Raw genomic sequence first — 18457 nt, 5'->3', positions numbered from 1 at the left:
TATGAAACGCTTACTGCACATGCGCTCCATCAGCAAGAAGCTGTTGCTGCTGGTGTTGGCGGCCAACCTCAGCACCTTGCTGATGGCGGGGGCCGCCCTGCTCTACCACGACTTCCACGAAGCCCGCGCCAAGACCGCGGCGGAACTCAATGCGCTGGCCAACCTGCTGGGCCAGGGCAGCCTCACGGCGCTGGAATTTTCCGACGCCAAGGTCGCCAGTGAAAACCTGGCCAATTTGCGGGCCGCGCAAAACGTCACGGCGGCCGCCATCTACACCAGCAAAGGCACGCTGTTTGCCAGCTACGCGCGCGATCCGGCCCAGGCCAAACAGCTGCCGGCGCGGCCCGGCGACGAAGGCGTGCATTTCAACGGCGCGGAACTGACGATTTTCAAATCCATCGGCACCGACCAGGAAGCGCTGGGCGTGGTGTTTGTGCGGGAGCAGCATGACTTGGCGGGCTGGCTGCGCGATTACCTGGTCATCCTGGGCGCGGTTCTGCTGGCCAGCCTGGCGTTCGGCCTGGTGATCTCCACCCGCCTGCAGCGCTGGATTTCCGGTCCCGTGCTGGCCGTGGCCGACGTCGCGCACCAGGTGATGGAACGGCACGATTTCAAATTGCGCGCGCCCAAGACCACGGAAGACGAGGTGGGCCAGCTGGCCGACGCCTTCAATGGCATGCTGCAAACGCTGGAGCATGAAATGGCTGAGCGCAATGCCGCCGAGCTGGCGGTGCGCACCCTGAACGAAGACCTGGAGCAGCGCGTGCATGACCGCACCGCCGAACTGGAGGTGGCCAATGAAAACCTGCAGGTGCGCACGCACGAGGCGGAAAGCGCCAACCGCGCCAAGGCGGATTTCCTGGCCAACATGAGCCATGAAATCCGCACACCGATGAACGGCATCCTGGGCCTGGCGTATTTGCTGGACCGGCGCCAGCTCGACAACGAATCGGCTGAAATGGTGCACAAGATCCGCAACGCGGGCCGCTCGCTGCAAGCCATCATCAATGACATCCTGGATTTCTCCAAGATCGAAGCCGGCCGTCTGGAAATCGAACATACGCCGTTCCGCCTGAGCGACATTTGCGACAACCTGGCCGCTATCATGGCGGCCAACGCCGGCAGCAAGGAAATCGAACTGGCCATCGCGCCGGCGCCCTATATCGGCGGCCACGTGCTGGGCGATGCGCTGCGGCTGGAACAAATCCTGATCAACCTGACCGGCAACGCCATCAAATTTACCGAAAAGGGCGGCGTCAAGGTCGGCATGACCCTGCTGTCGCAAACCGAGCGGATCGCCACCGTGCGCTTTGCCGTCAGCGATACCGGCATCGGCATCCCGCTCGACAAGCAGGCGCATATCTTTTCCGCGTTTTCGCAAGCCGATGCCTCGACCACGCGGCGCTTTGGCGGCACCGGCCTGGGGCTGACCATTTGCCGCCGCCTGGTGGAAAAAATGGGCGGCGACATCGGTGTCATCAGCAGTCCCGGCAAGGGCAGCGAATTCTGGTTCACCGTGCCATTCCCGTGGGAGCAGGATGTGGACTTTGCCCCGCCTGAACTGGCGCAGCTCGATATCCTGGTGGCCGATGACAGCGATATCGCACGGGAAAACCTGGTGCAGACCGCACGCTCCGTGGGCTGGAGCGCCACCATGGTCGACAGCGGCGAAGCCGCGCTGCAAAAGATCATGTCGCGCCAGGCCCGGCACGGCCATTACGACGTCATGCTGGTGGACTGGAAAATGCCGGGCATGGATGGACTGGAACTGGCCACGCGCATGCGCAACACGCTGCACGACACCGCCACGCCGATTGTGCTGATGGTGACGGCATTTTCCCAGGAAGAGTTGCTCAGACATCCCGACATCAAGAGCGTGGACGGCGTGCTGAGCAAGCCGGTCACCAGTTCGGCGCTGTACAACGGCGTGGCCAACGCGATGCAGCGCCGGGGCGGCGCGATTCCCGCCACGGTGCAACCGGCGGACAACCAGCGCCTGCCCGGTCTGCGCGTGCTGGTGGTGGACGACAGCGACATCAACCGCGAAGTGGCGCTGCGCATCCTGCAGGGTGAAGGGGCGCGGGTGGAACTGGCCAATGACGGCGCCGCCGCGCTGGGCTGGCTGTGCGCCAACCGGGACGCGGTCGACATCGTGCTGATGGATGTGCAAATGCCGGGCATGGATGGCTATGAAGCGACCCGGCGCCTGCGCGCCACGCAGGCCTGCCGCACCCTGCCCGTGATTGCGCTGACGGCCGGGGCCTTCAAGAACCAGCAGGATGCGGCGCGGGCGGCCGGCATGGATGCCTTTGTCGCCAAGCCCTTCAATGTCGATGAACTGATCGCCACCATCCTGCGCCTGGTCAAAGGGCAGGCGGCAGCCACGGCGCCGGCCGCCACGCCGGCGCCGGCCGATGCGGATATCTGGCCCGGCATCGCGCTGCAGCAGGGATTGGCAACCTGGCGCGACGAAACCGCCTACCGCAAATTCCTGCGCAAATTCGCCGCCGACTATGGCCGCAGCGGCGCGCAGCTGGAAACCTGGTATGCGCAGGGCGACAACACGGCCGCGCAAGCGCTGACCCACAAGCTCAAAGGCGGCGCCGCCAGCCTGTCGCTGCTGGACGTGGCGCGGGCGGCCGGGGAGCTGGAGATGGCCGAGCATGACGGCGCCGACCTGACCATGCCGCTGCGCGCGCTGCAGGATGCGCTGGCCATCGCCTGCGCTTCGATCATCGCGTATGCCGGCACGGACGCGGCGCCACCGCCGCAAGCGGCCGGCAGCGGCGATACGGCGGCCCTGCTGCGCGCATTGCTGCAGGCGCTCGACACGGATTCACCGGACCACGCCAGTGAAGTACTGCACCAACTGGCGCCCCGGATCGCCGCCAGCGTGGCGGCGCAGCTGCAAAGCCGGATCGATGATTTTGACTTCCGTGGCGCGGAAGCGATTGCCCACGGCCTGATGGCGGAGCTGGGACTGGAAGTTGCACAGTAGGACATGGAGGGCTAAGAGATGTTACCGGGACCAATCCTGATCGTTGACGATGAACCCAGCAACCTTGCGGTACTCAAGCAAATCCTGGGGGACACTTATACGCTGGCCTTTGCCCGCAATGGCGACGAAGGCCTGGCCGCCGCGCGCAAACACCGGCCGATCCTGGTGCTACTCGATGTGCAAATGCCGGGCATGGACGGCTATGCCGTGTGCCGCGCGCTGAAAAATGATCCGCAAACGGAAAACACGCCGGTGATCTTCGTGTCGTCGATGGGTGAAGTGGGCGATGAGGCGGCGGGTTTCGCGTGCGGCGCGGTCGATTACCTGACCAAGCCGGTATCACCGGCGATCGTGCATGCACGGGTGCGCACCCACTTGTCGCTGGTGCGCGCGGCCGCGCTGGAACTGGAACAGGCCAAGACCGCGCGCCTGAGCCGCATCCACGCCGTGCTGTCCGGCACCAACAGCGCCATCGTGCGGATCCGCCAGCCGCAGCCGCTGCTGCAGGAAGCGTGCCGCATCGCCGTCGCGCATGGCGGCTTCGGGCTGGCCTGGATCGGCCTGGCGGACGCCGGCGGCAAGATCACCGTATCGGCCACCGAAGGCGCGGCCGCCGGACACACTGAATTGCACGAGGCTGCGGCGGACGTGGTGCGCCACATCCTGCAGCACGGCGAAACCGTGTTGTGCAACGATGTCCACAGCGCGGACTCGTTTGGCCTGTGCTGCGCGGATGCCCACGCGCGGGGCTTTGAATCCATGGTCGGCCTGCCGCTGCACTCCCCGCGCGGGGTGATCGGCGTGGTGCTGCTGTATGCGCAGGCGACTGGCTGCTTCGATGCCGATGAAATGAAATTGCTGGGCGAACTGGCGGGCGACATTGCATTCGCGCTGGAAGCCATCACCAATGAGCAGCGCGCCAATTACCTGTCGTATTACGATGCGCTGACGGGATTGCCGAACATGGAACTGTTCCTCGACCGGCTGGAACAGATCGAACAAAACGCGTTCCACAGTGGCGGCGGCGCTTTTGTCATCGTGCTGAACCTGGAACGCTTCAAACAGGTCAATGACACCGTGGGCCGGCATGGCGGCGATGAAGTCTTGCGCATCATCGCCAGCCGCCTGGGCGAAGATCTGGGCCGCCAATGCACGGTGGCGCGGGTCGGCGCCGATAATTTTGCCGTGGCCGGTGAGCGCGGCATCGATGAAAACGTCAATGCGCTGTGCGCCACCCTGCTCAAGCTGGTCAATGAACCGATGACGGTGCATGGCGCCACGGTGCAATTGTCGGCGCGCCTGGGCGTGTCGGTGTATCCGGCCGACGCCAGCGATTCCGAATCCCTGTTCAAGAACGCCGAGGCGGCGCTGCGGCAAACCAAGGCGATGCTGGCGCGCTTCCAGTACTACTCGCAGGAATTGAATACGCGGCTGGCGGAAAAGGCGGAACTGGAGCGCTTGCTGAAGGAAGCCGTCGATACCGGCCAATTCACCATGTATTACCAGCCCAAGGTGGACTTGCGCACCGGGCAGATCGCGGGCGCGGAAGCGCTGATCCGCTGGCAGCATCCCGTCATGGGCACGGTCTCGCCGGACCGCTTTATCCCCCTGGCGGAAGAAACCGGGCTGATCGTGCCGATCGGCAACTGGGTGATCCAGGCCGTCTGCGCGCAGCAGGCGCAATGGCAGCGCGCGGGCCAGCGCATCGTGCCGGTGGCGGTGAATTTATCGGCGCTGCAATTCAGGGAAACCAATGTGCTGCAAATCCTGGCCGGCGCGCTGGAACAGCATGGCCTGGATGCGCGCTGGCTGGAAGTCGAGCTGACCGAATCGCTGGTCATGCATGACCCGGCGGCGGCGCAGCAAACCATGCGCCATTTCGGCGACCTGGGATTGAACATTTCACTCGATGATTTCGGCACCGGCTATTCCTCGCTGGCGTACCTGAAGCGCTTCCCCTTCCATTATGTGAAGATCGACCGCGCCTTTGTCACGGACATCTGCAGCAACCCCGATGACGCGGCGATCGCCACCGCCATCATCGCGATGGCGCACAGCCTGCGCATGGACGTGATCGCGGAAGGGGTGGAAACCGAAGCACAAATGCAATTCCTGCGCTCGCTCCGGTGCGACTACCTGCAGGGTTATTTCTTCAGCCGCCCGGTACAAGCCAATGAATTCGCGGCGATGGTCCGGGACGGCAAACAACTGGCGCTGGCCAGTGACCTGACCCGGCCGGAACACACGCTGCTACTCATCGATGACGATGCGGCGTTCCGCGCCGGCATCGAACGCACCCTGCACGGAGAAGGCTACCGCATCCTGAGCGCCGCGTCCGCGCCCGAGGCCATGGACTTGCTGGCGCTGCATCCGGTCCAGGTCATTGTCTGCAACCAGCTGGCGCAGAGCGCCAACCACAAGTCGGTGCTGGCCAATGCGGCCCGCATGTATCCGGACACCATGCGGATCGCACTGAGCAGCCAGGCCGCGCTGGCGCCGGTGCTGGACGCCGTCAACCGCGGCGAGATCTACCGCTTCCTGACCACGCCATGGGATGAAGAGATCCTCAAGCAAACCATCCGGGAAGCCTTCCAGCGCTACCGGCCCGGCCCGGACAAATAGCGCGGCGCACCCACTAACGGCACCGCATGGGCGCGGTAATGCTTGTTTGCGGACGCGCATGTCATTACCATTCAACATTGCCGCCCGATCATGGCGGCCTCCCGTTGACCAACCTGTCCAGCCTACGAATGCCTACACTGACCCGGTGTTTCACCCTGCTTGCCCCCCTCGCCCTGTCCCTGGCGGCCCACGCCGCCGCCCCGGACCCCGCCATCCCGCCCAAGCTGGTGGTGGTCATGGTGGTCGACGGCCTGCCCAATGAACAAGTGCTGCGCTACCGCAGCCAGTTCGGCGCCGGCGGTTTCCGCCGCCTGATGGATCAAGGCGCCTATTTCCAGAACGCGCACCAGGCCCATGGCGTGACCGTCACGGCGGTCGGCCACGCGGCCGTGCTGACCGGCGCCTATCCGTACATGCACGGCATCGTCGGCAACAACTGGATCAATCCGGCCAACAAGCAAGGCATGTACTGCACCGAAGACCGCGAGCACACGTACCTGGGCGTCAAGACGCAGCCGTCGGACGGCACCTCGCCGCGCAACCTGCGCGTCAACACCATGGGCGATGAGCTGCGCTACAGCAATGGCAACCAGTCGAAAGTCGTGACGGTCTCCGGCAAGGACCGCGGCGCGATCCTGTTGGCGGGTAAAACCGGCACCGCCTACATGTACGCCGACGATACCGGCCAGTTCATGACCTCGACGTATTACATGGCGTCGCATCCGCAATGGGTCACGCGGTTCAACGACGCGAAACCGGCCGACCAGTACTACGGCAAGAACTGGACGCCGCTGCTGCCCGCAGCCGCCTATGCGCACGATGCGGACGATGACCTGATCGCGCCGCGCGCCACCGGCGAGGAACGCAACCGCTTCCCGTTTGCCATGGCCAGCGAGACCGGCCAGCTTGACGCCAAATACTACAACCGCCTGCGCTCGTCGCCCTTCCTCGACAAGCTGACCCTGGACTTCGCGCGCGCCGCGATTGCCGGTGAAAACCTGGGCAAGAACCCCGCCGGCGTGCCGGACGTGCTGGGCATCAGCCTGTCCAGCCACGATTACATCAACCATGCGTATGGCCCGGAAAGCCGCGCCTCGCACGACCACTTGCAGCAGCTGGACCGCCTGCTGGCGGCATTCTTCAGCGACCTGGATAAATCGGTTGGCCTGGACAACACCATCGTGGTGCTGACCGCCGACCACGGGTTCCCGAACACGCCGGAGTTTTACCAGTCGCGCAAATTCGATTCAGGCCGCGTCGACGGCAAGAAACTGGTGGCCGACCTCGACGCCCACCTGGCCGCCACCTTTAAACTCACCAAGCCCGTCACCGCTTACCTGCTGCCGAGCATCCACCTCGACTATGAGCAAATCGCGCAGGCCGGCCTGAAACGGGAAGAGGTGGAACAAGCCGCCGTGCGCTGGCTGGCCAAACAGCCCGGCATCGCCGATGCGCTGACGCGCACGCAACTGGAGAACGGCGCCGTGCCCCGCACCCGCCTCGGCACCCTGATGCAGCGCGCCTGGCACCGCGACAATTCCGGCGACGTGCTGCTGGTGATGAAACCGTACTGGATCATCGGCTACGGCAAGCACGGCACCACCCACGGCGCCCCGTACGCCTATGACACCAACGTGCCGCTGTTCATGATGGGCAAGCGCTGGATCAAGCCGGGACCGAGCGGCGCTTATACGGAGGTGCAGGATATTGCACCGACGTTATCGTATTTGCTGGGCGTGCGGCCGCCGGCGGGGGCCGAGGGCCGGGTGTTGACGGAGTTCCTGCAACGTTAAGAAAAAATTAGCGACTCAATAGTCCTAAGGGCATGGCGGCGGACTGGGCCTTGCAATGCATGCCTTGATTGTATCGTTGATGGTCCGCCCGATCAGCACATCGATCAGGCGCCCCATCACTTTGCTGTCCAAATCAAAATAGTGCGTGTGCGCACCCTTGCCCAGGCTGAATTCATATTCGCTATCCGGCGGCAATGACACGCCGCTGGCTTTGAGTGTGTCCCTATACACGGCATTACCTGATGCCCTAAACCATAGCCAGCGTCCGACATAATCCCCTGTCGTGTAAGCATTGATCCAGTGGTTGACGCCCACATCGTTAGCACGGGGAATACGTTGGTTCCCGCAGCGACTGACCCACTCATACAAATCAGGAAACCTTGCCGCATACAGTTGCCGCAGCGGACAACCAGCCGTCACCAGTTCCACTTTGCCCTCTATCGCTTGCCACAACAGCGTCACGCGATCAATTTTCTCGGCCTGCTGTTGGCATTGTGTCCGCTGCTTCAGATAGCGCAGCAGCTCCGCAGTAATGACCGTCCCCTGGCTGTGGGCCACGATCACGATACGGTCATAGCCTTGCGCGACAAGATGTTCGAGCAACGCCACGTAGCGGGAGAAAATACGGGCACGCGGAATTGAACGCCGCGGGAATTCCCTGAAGTGGTTATCAACATCCAGCGCCACATCCAGGGGCACGCGCAGCCCGGGTACAAACCGCTTCAGCCAGCTGCCCAGCAATGAAAATGCAGCTGCAGCACCAACCGTACCGGCAAAGATCTTGGTCAACGTCAGCGCAGAAAGATTTTCGACGAAGTCCCTGGCCCCACCAAGGCCAAGGTAGCCAATGAGGTCAATATCGAGCCAACGATGCAGCCACATTTCTGAGCCAGCGAGGATGGCCACCATGATGCCAACCAGCGTCAATCCCATAATGACACCATTTAACCCACAATAGCCGGCGCTGAGCCACCTCCCAAGTGCGCCGGATGTACCCAGTGGTTTGCGCAATTCGGCGAATACACTCGGCAACACTGTGAGCAACATGTACAGCAGCAGCGCAGCTGGCAATATCAGCACAGCAACAAATAACTCGGTTCCCTGCTTATAATGGATTTTCAGAAATTCATCGGCACGCACTACACCGGGTTCCTTGAGAATAGCGGCAACATACGGCAATTCTCCGGCTCCCGCCACCGCAGCAATATTCAATACCCCCCACAATCCCATCCAAATGAGGACATAGGAAGACAGCGAAACCAGGACGCCCAGCCAGCCCGTCGCAATGATACGGAACGTAGCCATGTCGCGCTTTTTCATCCGCATGCCGGTAATGAACCAGGGAAGCATGATGAGCGGTGGAACAGTCACCCACCAGGCTATGCTCATGCACAACAGGTATTCCAATGTGCGCAAGCTCGCATGCAGCCAATACTGGAACCCGATAACTTCAAGCTCACGCTGCATCATCGCGTAGACGTGCCACAAGAGCGTCAGGCACGTGAACGCCAAAAACAGCCAGCCCACCGTGCGCGCCAGCGGATAGCGTTCTTCCGCGACCCGAAATCCCCAGTCACAAAGCAGCAATAGCAATCCCACCCAGGAAACACCGATGAGCACATGGGGCGGCAACAAATATGCGCCATACCCCGCCACCGCGATCACAGCGGCAACCGGCAATAGCACGGGCCATGACAATGAGTACCGGTACCAGCACCATAAAATGCCCACAACCGCAAAGGCGACGGACAGCCCGATACTGATTGACCGGTCATGCGCTGATAGAAATCCCAGCACACCTATGGTCAACACCGTCAGCAGCACTTGCAAACAGATATTGGCCAATGCGAACGACATAGCCCAGTCCACCAAGCGCTGCCGGCGCAGCAATGTGCTCCACGATGCGTCACCGCTTCGGACATGCGCTGCGCGGGCAATCGTTTCCCGGCCCAGTTGCGAGAAACGGAACAGCAGGGTAAAGGCCTCGGTGATGATTTGAGGGATTTTTCCTGAAAGCCGTGACAGGTCGGCCCAATACATTTCATACAGATCTACCCGAAGTTCGGGTACATCGTCACAAGCTCTGCGCTCCATTCGGATACAACGCGTCTCGTAAGTCTCTTCTTGCGCACCATTGCGGCACGCCTTATACAACAGGTAATCGCTGAAGGAAGCGCCAAGGTCCAGCTTTTCTTGAGGTGATGGCGTGACTTCCGCTCGGCCTGGCGCATCAGGAATATGCCATTGCGGCCGGAGAAAGTCAGACTCCTTCGCTTGATTGAGCGCTTTCTTCACAGAATGCACCACACGGCCAGTGTCAGCATCCTGCTTCATGGACGCCAACGGGTAAACCGGCAGTACAACCGTTTCGCAGACGCCTGCGCTATAGCAGGAAGCTGACGCACCCGCCGTCGCCAGCAATGCAGAAACCGCACACGCGGTATCTCCAGCCGCCTGATCGGCCACTCCATGGATCGCGATCACTGCAACACTTGGTTGCGGAATGCATGTTGCTGAGGCCTGCTTCGTCCCGTCCATGATGTCCTCCGCTAATCTCCGGAAACATATTGTGCAGGTATTTACTACGTGTAAATCTCTCGATTTGTCACAAAAAAAACGGCAGCCCCCTCTGACAAAGGCTGCCGCGAAAGAGACGCGCCATGGGGAACGCGCCCCGGGAACGCTTAACTAATTACAGGTGCGCCGCGATTTGCGGCAGCAATTCATCGAAGGTACGGCCGGTGCCGTTTTCGCCGATCGCGTGCATTTTCCATTCGCCGTTGTGGCGGTACAGCTTGGCCATGATTTGCGCCGAATGGCTGCCCTGCACCGACAGGTTGAAACGAGCGACTTCCTTGCCGTCGGCCGCGTTGATCAGGCGGCAGTACGCGTTTTCCACTTGCGCGAAGGTCTGGCCCGTAAAACTGTTCACAGTAAACACGATGCTGCTTACCTCGGCCGGCACGGTCGACAGCGACACGCTGATCTGTTCATCATCGCCATCGCCGGCGCCGGTACGGTTGTCACCGGAGTGGCTGATGCTGCCGTCGCGGCTTTTCAGCTGGCGGAACCACACCACGTCCAGCGGACGGTTGTTGGTGTCGAACAGGATGCACGAGGCATCCAGGTCGACTTCCGTCTTGCTGCCGCCGAAGCCGAAGAAACCCTTGGATTTCACGGCATCCCAGCCCAAGCCCATCACCACGCGGGACAATGCACTGCCCGCTTCCTTGTCCAGAGAAATCTTCTGGCCCTTTTGCAAATTCACTGACATCACTACCTCCTGTTACGAATTTTGAGGACCGCGCACCCAGGCCAGGAAGCCATTGCGGTTACGCGAACACACCACGACCTTGCCGTGACCCGAGAAGCGCAGCACCATCCCTTCGCCGCTGGTCACACTGTTGACCAGATTGCCGAAGAAACCGCTGCTGCGGTTGGTCGTCACCGACATCTCGTAGTGCAGGCTGCTGTCCCAGCACACCACGTGCGAGTTGTCGATGATGACGTCCTTGCCCGGCTCCACGACCAGCTCGTTAATCGAACCGAAGCCCGATACCACCACCTGGCCGCTGCCCGAGGTTTCCGTAATAAAGAAACCGCCGGACTGGGCGAACAGCGCGTTGCCCAGGCTCTGCGTGCGCACATTCAGTTGCACGCTGGAGTTGGCCGCGACAAACGCGCCGTCGCTGATCATGTATTGACGCTGGCCCACGTCCATCACTTGCATCGCGCCCGGCAAGGTCGGCGACAACAGGCAGTCGCCGTCGCCCTTGACCGCTTCGATGTGCTGCTGGAAGAACGATTCACCGTTGGCAAAGGTGCGCATCAACGCGCTGCCGAGACCACCGGACATGCGTCCCTTGAGCTCAAGGTTGGATTCCATCATCACCATGGCGTCCGATTCGCAATAAATCTTTTCGCCGTGGCGCATCGAAACATGCAGGAAGGGATCGACATCCCCTGTAACGGTAAATACTGGCATGGTCTTGTTCCGCTTCCGTTACACGCTCACGCCGAACGAACCGGCCAGCGCGCCCAGGCCGCCTTTGTAACCCTGGCCAACCGCGCGGAATTTCCAATCGCTGCCGTTGCGGTAGACCTCGCCGAACACCAGCGAAGTTTCCACGGAACCGTCTTCGGACAGGTCAAAACGGGCGATTTCCTGGCCGGTGGCGGCGTTCACGCAACGCACATACGCTTTTTGTACCTGGCCGAAGTTTTGGCGGCGGGCATCGGCTTCGTGGATCGTCACGCAGACCGCGATGCGGTCGATCTCGGCCGGCACGTTCGCCAATTCCACGGTGACGGTTTCATCGTCGCCTTCGCCGGCGCCGGTGCGGTTGTCGCCCGAGTGCGTGACGGAACCATCGCTGGACTTCAGGTTGTTGTAGAAGATGAAGTCATTGTCGGCGCGCACTTTGCCATCCGCTTTCAGCAGGAAAGCCGTGCTGTCGATGTCGAACGCGGCGCCGTCGGTGTTGCGTACATCCCAGCCCAGGCCCACGACCAGTTTCGACAGGCCGGGAGCTTCCTTGCTCAGGTTGACGTTACCGCCTTTTTGCAGACTGATTGCCATGATGTGTTACTCCTATGTGTGTGTGTTTCATTGGTTGAACACCTTGGGGTTGTCCCCCCTTGCTTACGCGGCGGGCCGGTGTTCAATGGGCACGCCGCGATTCCTGCTACTGGCGCTGTTTAAGCAGCGGCCAGCGATTCCTGTTGCTTGCGATACCGCACCGACGACCACAGCGACGCGACAATGAAGGCGACACCGATCAGGCCCGTGAAGATCTCGGGGATATGGAACTTGATACTTGCCAGCATGATGACTGCCAGGATACCGATCGCGTAATGGGCGCCGTGCTCCAGGTAGACAAACTCATCCAGCGTGCCTTTCTCGACCAGGAAGATGGTCATGGAGCGGACAAACATCGCGCCAATCGCCAGGCCCAGCATGATGATCACGACATCGTTGGTGATGGCGAACGCACCGATCACACCGTCAAAGCTGAACGACGCGTCGAGCACTTCCAGGTACAGGAAACCACCGATACCACCGCGCTTGACCATGTCACCGACATTGCCGCCTTCTTCCTCGCCTTCCAGCAAGTTGCTCAGTCCATCGACCGCCACGTAGATCAGCACGCCCCACAGGCCGGCGATCAGCACGATCAGTTTCTGGCCTTCTTCTACCATACCCAGGCAGCCCAGCAGCGCGCCAATGGTGACCATCACGGAAACCGACGACATCTTGCCCAGCGAACCCAGCTTCTTCTCGAAGTTACCCAGCCAGTGGGTTTCTTTTTCCTTGTCCAGCAAGAAGTTCAGGAACACCAGCAGCAGGAACGCGCCGCCGAATGCCGCCACTTCCGCGTGGTGGTTGGTCAGGTGGGTCGAGTACGCTTTCGGATCATTCAGCGCCAGGGTCCACACTTCCGCCAGGCTGATATCGGCCGCCACCGCGACAATCACCAGCGGGAACAGCAGACGCATACCGAACACGGCGATGATGATGCCGACGCCCAGGAACAGCTTTTTCCAAAACTCATCCCACGTTTTCAGCACGGAGGCGTTCACCACCGCGTTGTCGAATGACAGCGACACTTCCATCACCGCCAGGATGACGGCGATACCCAATGCCGTCAGCGCGCCGCCCCACCCTGTGTGTTGGTATCCCCACCAGCCTGCGACCGCAAGGCAGATGAAGGAGACAATGAATGAAACCCTAAAATGTTTCATTGTTTTTTCCTTTCATGTTGATCAATGTCACGCAGTGTAAAGAAAACCCGCCAATTGAAAAATAGAAGATAATCGAAGTATTACTTCGTAAAAACAGAACCATGAAGACCTCGGGCATCAATTTCAGGCACCTCTATTTCTTCTGGGCAGTGGCCAAGGAAGGCAGCGTGACGCGCGCCGCCGAGCGGCTGGGGCTGGCGATCCAGACTGTCAGCACGCAATTGGCCCTGCTGGACCAGTCGCTGGGCAAGGCACTGCTGACGCAGCAGGGCCGCCGCCTGGTGCCGACCGAAGCGGGCCGGGTCGCGCTCGATTACGCGGACCAGATTTTTCAGCTGGAAGACCAGTTACAACAGGCGTTGTTGAACGTCGATGCGGGCCGCATGCGGTTGACGGTCGGCATTTCCGATTCCTTGCCGAAGCCGGTGGCCTACCATTTCCTGTCGGTGACCAACCAGCTGGAAAAAAACGTCAAACTGATTTGCATGGAAGGTGAATACGATGCGCTGCTGGCCGACCTGGCCTTGAATAAACTCGACGTGGTACTGACCGACCGCGCGGTGCGCGCCACGCCCAGCCTGCGCGTGTTCAGCCACCTGCTGACGGAAAGTCCGATGCAGCTCTACGGTGTGCCGAAACTGGCGCGGCGCTACCGGCCCAATTTCCCCGCCAGCCTGAATGGCGCCCCGCTACTGCTGCCGACGCGAAACAATGCGCTACGGGGGCGCATCGATGCGTGGTTTGTGCAGCATCGCGTGCAGCCGGAAGTCGTGGGGGAGTTTGAAGACAACGCGATGCTGAACACGTTTGGCCGCAACGGCTGGGGCCTGTTCTTTGCACCGGCCATGCTGGAGCAGGATATGCGCGACCAGTTCAATGTCGACCTGGTGGGCCAGGCATCGGAATTGCGCGAACAGTTTTATGCGATTTCCAACGAGCGCAAGATCAAGCACCCGGCGGTGGAAGCGATTCTGGAGTCGTTGCAGGCGATCTCGTAGTGAGCCACGCGGCCCGCTCAACCTTGCCCCGTTTTTGCCGCTACCGGCCGGCATCACGGCCGCCGATGGAAGGCGGCCGGTGACGGAGGGACAGCCTTAAGGCAGCTTGCCGGCCCCCGCGTTGGCGCTCACCCACGCCTGCGTATCTGCCGCCGTGCGCAGCGTGTAGGCATACGGCGGTGTCCACGCATCGGCGCCGCTGGCAACCGTCAGGCCGCACTGGCCGTCCAGCGCAATGGCAGGCCCCACCCATGTGCCGCTGTCGGCACGGTTGCTGATGAACTGGTGACCGGACGAGCGGAATCCCGCATAGCCGGATCCCTTGATGACCTTGCCGCAGAATTCAGACGGTTTCAAGCCGGTAAAGTTGTAGTACTGGTTTTGCACCAGCACCATGGACTTGTAGCGCGCATCGAGACCGCTGCCGAATTTCACATCGGGATTCTTGGTCGCGGTATCGCCAGTGACCAGGTTGTTGAACAGGTGTACCTGGCCATAGCGGGCCAGCGGCAGGCGTGAACCCAGGCTGTCCCACCAGTTGCCGGAAAAGGTCACGTGCAGCCGGCCCTGGTCACTCCAGGCCCGGCCGCTGTCGCCATTGCCGACCAGTGTGACTTTGCCGTGCTTGTAAAACCTGCTGCCCGAAATGGTCACGTAATCCGAGCCGCGCACCACGTCGAGCGCGCCATCATGGCGGGTATCGCTCGACAGGGAGGCCGGCGTATCGCCATCGCTGATGGTGACGTGGTCGATCCAGACGTTTTGCGCGCGCGAGAGCGCCATGCCGTCGGCGTACGCATTGGCGCTGTCTTCCGGATTGACGTCCCATGGCGTGTCGATCTGCAGGTTGCGGATGATGACGTTACGCGTCCACGTCGGATAGTCTTCGCCATCCTTGCCCGCCGCGATCCAGTTCTTGAAGTCGGCTTCCGGATCGCCACCGGCGGCCAGCGGCAATTCATTGCCAATCAAAATACTGGTGCCGGTGATCCGCGCCGGACGCCCGCTCGCGTCATTAATGCCCACCAGCGTGGTATTCGATGGCAGCATGATGGAGCCGCCCAATTTCTGGTCCTGGTAACTTGTATATTCGCGGAACACCGTATTGTTGCTGCTCCAGCGCAGGTCGATATGACCGATCACGCGAATGATTTTCGGTTCGGTGCCCGCTTCACGAATGGCGGCCACCAGTTGCTGGCCGTTGTACACGGTATAGACCCGGTTGGCCACGGCGGCCGAACCGCCCGTCACCACCACCCGGCCTTTGCGCGACCACGTATGCCAGCCATCCTGCGGCGCGGTCTGGCGCTCAAAGGTCAGCACACCGCCAGTCGGATCGGCCTGCGCAAACTGCCACTGCGGCAGCACGGGCGCGGGTTTGTAATTGGCCGGGTCATGGCCGTTCGCATCCTTGACGGGTGCGGAATAGTTGCGGATGCCATACGGCGCGGTTTGCAGCGGCGTGCTGGCGCCGGTCAGGGTTTGCGCATCGATGTCGGCGGCCAGGGCCTGTCCGGACAGCAAGACGGCGATGGCGCCAGTCAGCGTAAGAAGTTTCATGGAATTCCCGTGATAAATGCCGGTGGCCCGCCACCGGCATGGTTGAACTGGAAAGTTGAAGCGCTTACTGCGCCAGGTTGGTGCGCGCGCCCGCCGTGGCGATGGCCTTGGCTTTCACATCGGCGGCCAGGATCGCGGTGTACGCATAGCCGGTCGAGCCATACGATTGCGTGGTGCCCCAGCTGGTGGCGTTGACGGCGCCGCTTGGCGTATCCCACGTAATGCCAGGACCGACGTAGTTGTTGCGCAGTTCCCAATAACCGATCTGGCTGCTGTCGCGTGACGTCACCGGATTTTTCACGTTCTCAAAATAATTCGCTTCAATCAGCGACAAGCCGCCCATGCGCACATTGATGCCGGACGAGGCGACGTTATTGAAGTAATTGTTGAATATGTGGCTCTGGCCAAAGCGCTGCAGCGGCAGCCGCGACTTGACGTTTTCAAAACGGTTGTTGTGATACGTGGTGCGGGCATTCGCGTTGGCGGTATCGCTGTCGCTGTAGCCGTTCAGAGACACCTTCTGGTAGTTGTAGACGTGGTTGTACGACACCGTGATGTGGTGCGCGCCTTTTTTCATGTCGATGCCACCATCGAACGAGGCGTCGCCCGCGCCCGGGCACGAGGTCAGCGACGCGAAGATCGTGTTGTGGTCGATCCAGATGTTGCTGGGCTGGCCGGACGACATGCCTTCGATGGAAATCGAATCGGCCGCTTCGCCACCTTGCAGCAAGCCGATCATCATGTTTTGCACGATGACGTTGTGGGTATTGCCCGCAATGTGGATGCCGAAGTTCGCGCTGGAATCGGCCGCGCCACGAATCGTGATGTTGCTCTTGTTTTTGACTTCCAGCGTTTGCGCCGGCTTTTGCCACTGGGCGCACACGTCGGTGATCTTGCTGTAATCGAACTTGCCGGTGTAATTCAGCACCAGGCCCGAGTTGTCCGTGTAAGCGTCGATTTTCGCCTGCATTTCCGCCAGGGTTGCCACATTGACGGCGGCTTTACTGCCGCCGCCGGTGGTGGCGGCGCCATAACCGACCGGCCCGGCCGACGCCGCCCCGGCAGCTGCCAGTGCGGCCGTCATGAACAGCGTTTTCAGATGCATAACCTTCATTCGCATATCTCCTGTCTCGTTTTTTGGGATGTTGGATGTCGGGCCGGCCGGGCACCACGGACAGCATGCGTTTTTCACAATAAAAAGTCTATATGGTCTGACCAAAATACAACATTTGGACTGACCAAATAAATATTTTGGCCAATCCATTTTAATAATTGGCCTTACCAAAATGCATCAACGCTGGAGAAAATGCCAAAACAGCATCCGGTCGCCTGCCGGGTCGGCTAAGATAGAGGTTTCAACTACGGTCGCGTAATGCGATTCATATGGGTAATCTATTGCTCGTTCTGCTCGCCCTGTTCCTGGTCGCGCTGAACGGTTTCTTTGTTGCAGCTGAATTCGGTATCGTCACACTGCGCCGCACCCGCGTGCGTGCCATCGCAAAAACACAAGGCCTGCGCGGCCGCATCCTGGCCAAGGTACACGGCGAACTCGACGCCTACCTGTCGGCCTGCCAATTAGGTATTACCCTCGCATCGCTGGGCCTGGGCTGGGTCGGCGAACCTGCTTTTGCTTCCCTGCTGGAGCCGCTGTTCCACGTGCTTGGCGTCACGTCGCCGCAAGTGGTGCATGGCATTTCCTTTGTCTTCGCGTTCGTCACCATTTCATTCCTGCACATCGTGGTGGGGGAACTGGCGCCCAAATCGCTGGCGATCCGCATGCCCGAAGCGGTCGGCTTGTGGAGCGCGGTGCCGCTGTATGGTTTTTACTGGGCCATGTATCCCGCCATCTGGCTGCTGAACCAGAGCGCCAACATGGTGCTGCGTGTCGCGGGCCTGTCCGGCGCGGGCCATGGCGATGCGCATTACTCGACCGAAGAATTGAAAATGATCTTGCGCACCAGCCAGCCGGGTGAAAAGTTCAACAAGGATGAACGCAATATCCTGGCGCACTCGCTGGAATTCTCGCAAATGTCAGTGTCCGACCTGATGCGCCCGATCCATGAAGTCATTGCGCTGCATGCGGACAAACCGCTCGAGGAAAACCTGCAAACCGTGGTGCGCAACCGTTTTTCGCGCTATCCGTATTACGACGAAGATGGCGAGACCGTGCTGGGCATGGTGCACTTGAAAGATCTGTTCTTTGCCGAGCAGTCCGGCAAGGACTTGTCATCGCTGGCGCCGTTCGTCCGCCCGGTGGAAACCTATTCGGCCCGCACGCCGGCGCTGGAACTGTTCCGCCGCCTGAAGGATGGCGCACCGCATTTCGCGCTGATTGGCGAAAAGGGCAAACGCCCGGTCGGCTTCCTGACGCTCGATAATTTGCTGGGCGCAATGGTCGGTGAAATCCACGATGAATTCCGCCTCAATGAAAACGACTGGCTGAAGCAGGAAGACGGCGCGCTGGTCGGCAAGGCCAGCCTGCCGATCGTGTCGCTGGAACGCGCGCTGGGCCTCGACATTGAAAACGAAGAGATGGGCTTGCAAGACATCGAATCGGTGGGCGGCATGGTCATGCTGAAACTGGGCGACATCCCGAAACAGGGCCAGCGCGTGGAATTCAACGGCTTCGATATCGTGGTCAAGAAAATGAGCGGCCCCCGCATCCTGCTGGTGAAAGTCATCCCGCGCCAGCCACGCCACAGTGAGTCGGACGAGCAAGACTAAGTTGTTCTTTTCGGAACGGG

12 protein-coding genes are annotated in these 18457 nt (G+C 61.0%); 5 read left to right on the top strand and 7 right to left on the bottom strand.

The window, feature by feature from the left end; all coding sequences use genetic code 11:
• Position 1: 1 nt before the first annotated feature.
• The 3 genes from AC1RRC_RS27415 to AC1RRC_RS27405 all read left to right on the top strand — a co-directional run bounded on the left by AC1RRC_RS27415 (position 2) and on the right by AC1RRC_RS27405 (position 7413).
• Positions 2-2998 carry a sensor histidine kinase, YfiR-like protein-associated gene (locus AC1RRC_RS27415; protein WP_493058777.1) on the top strand — a complete coding sequence of 999 codons (2997 nt, stop codon included), beginning with the start codon at positions 2-4 and terminating at the stop codon, positions 2996-2998.
• Between the two features lie 18 nt (positions 2999-3016).
• Complete coding sequence (locus tag AC1RRC_RS27410) at positions 3017-5620, top strand: EAL domain-containing protein (RefSeq protein ID WP_493058776.1); 2604 nt, start codon at positions 3017-3019, stop codon at positions 5618-5620.
• 128 nt (positions 5621-5748) lie between these two features.
• On the top strand, positions 5749-7413 hold the full coding sequence (locus tag AC1RRC_RS27405) for an alkaline phosphatase family protein (RefSeq protein ID WP_493058775.1): 1665 nt from the start codon (positions 5749-5751) through the stop codon (positions 7411-7413).
• 24 nt (positions 7414-7437) lie between these two features.
• Here AC1RRC_RS27405 and AC1RRC_RS27400 read toward each other — a convergent pair whose 3' ends face one another.
• From AC1RRC_RS27400 to AC1RRC_RS27380, 5 genes are all read right to left on the bottom strand, one after another.
• Positions 7438-9951, bottom strand: coding sequence for a lipase family protein (locus tag AC1RRC_RS27400; RefSeq protein ID WP_493058774.1), 2514 nt, complete (start codon positions 9949-9951; stop codon positions 7438-7440).
• Positions 9952-10105: 154 nt separating this feature from the next.
• Complete coding sequence (locus AC1RRC_RS27395) at positions 10106-10687, bottom strand: TerD family protein (RefSeq protein WP_493058773.1); 582 nt, start codon at positions 10685-10687, stop codon at positions 10106-10108.
• Positions 10688-10699: 12 nt separating this feature from the next.
• Complete coding sequence (locus AC1RRC_RS27390; RefSeq protein ID WP_493058772.1) at positions 10700-11398, bottom strand: TIGR00266 family protein; 699 nt, start codon at positions 11396-11398, stop codon at positions 10700-10702.
• A gap of 18 nt (positions 11399-11416) precedes the next feature.
• Positions 11417-11992 carry a TerD family protein gene (locus AC1RRC_RS27385; protein WP_493058771.1) on the bottom strand — a complete coding sequence of 192 codons (576 nt, stop codon included), beginning with the start codon at positions 11990-11992 and terminating at the stop codon, positions 11417-11419.
• A gap of 119 nt (positions 11993-12111) precedes the next feature.
• Complete coding sequence (locus AC1RRC_RS27380; RefSeq protein WP_493058770.1) at positions 12112-13155, bottom strand: DUF475 domain-containing protein; 1044 nt, start codon at positions 13153-13155, stop codon at positions 12112-12114.
• A 101-nt stretch (positions 13156-13256) separates the two neighbouring features.
• On the opposite strand from AC1RRC_RS27380, the gene nhaR reads away from it, so the two are divergent.
• Complete coding sequence (nhaR, locus tag AC1RRC_RS27375; RefSeq protein ID WP_493058769.1) at positions 13257-14153, top strand: transcriptional activator NhaR; 897 nt, start codon at positions 13257-13259, stop codon at positions 14151-14153.
• Positions 14154-14249: 96 nt separating this feature from the next.
• On the opposite strand, the gene AC1RRC_RS27370 is transcribed toward nhaR, so the two are convergent.
• Together AC1RRC_RS27370 and AC1RRC_RS27365 are read right to left on the bottom strand one after the other, a co-directional pair.
• Entirely contained in the window at positions 14250-15713 is a 1464-nt protein-coding gene (locus tag AC1RRC_RS27370; protein WP_493058768.1) for a pectate lyase family protein, read from the bottom strand.
• Between the two features lie 64 nt (positions 15714-15777).
• Positions 15778-16827 carry a pectate lyase family protein gene (locus tag AC1RRC_RS27365; protein ID WP_493058767.1) on the bottom strand — a complete coding sequence of 350 codons (1050 nt, stop codon included), beginning with the start codon at positions 16825-16827 and terminating at the stop codon, positions 15778-15780.
• Positions 16828-17096: 269 nt separating this feature from the next.
• On the opposite strand from AC1RRC_RS27365, the gene AC1RRC_RS27360 reads away from it, so the two are divergent.
• The gene (locus tag AC1RRC_RS27360; RefSeq protein ID WP_493058766.1) at positions 17097-18437 is read left to right on the top strand and encodes a hemolysin family protein; all 1341 of its coding nucleotides are present in this window, start codon (positions 17097-17099) and stop codon (positions 18435-18437) included.
• Positions 18438-18457 lie beyond the last annotated feature (20 nt).

It is taken from the genome of Pseudoduganella sp. GW821-FHT12E03, from assembly GCF_058807115.1.
The sequence above is the reverse complement of the archived record's forward strand: the minus strand, read 5'-3'. Positions and strand labels throughout refer to the sequence as shown.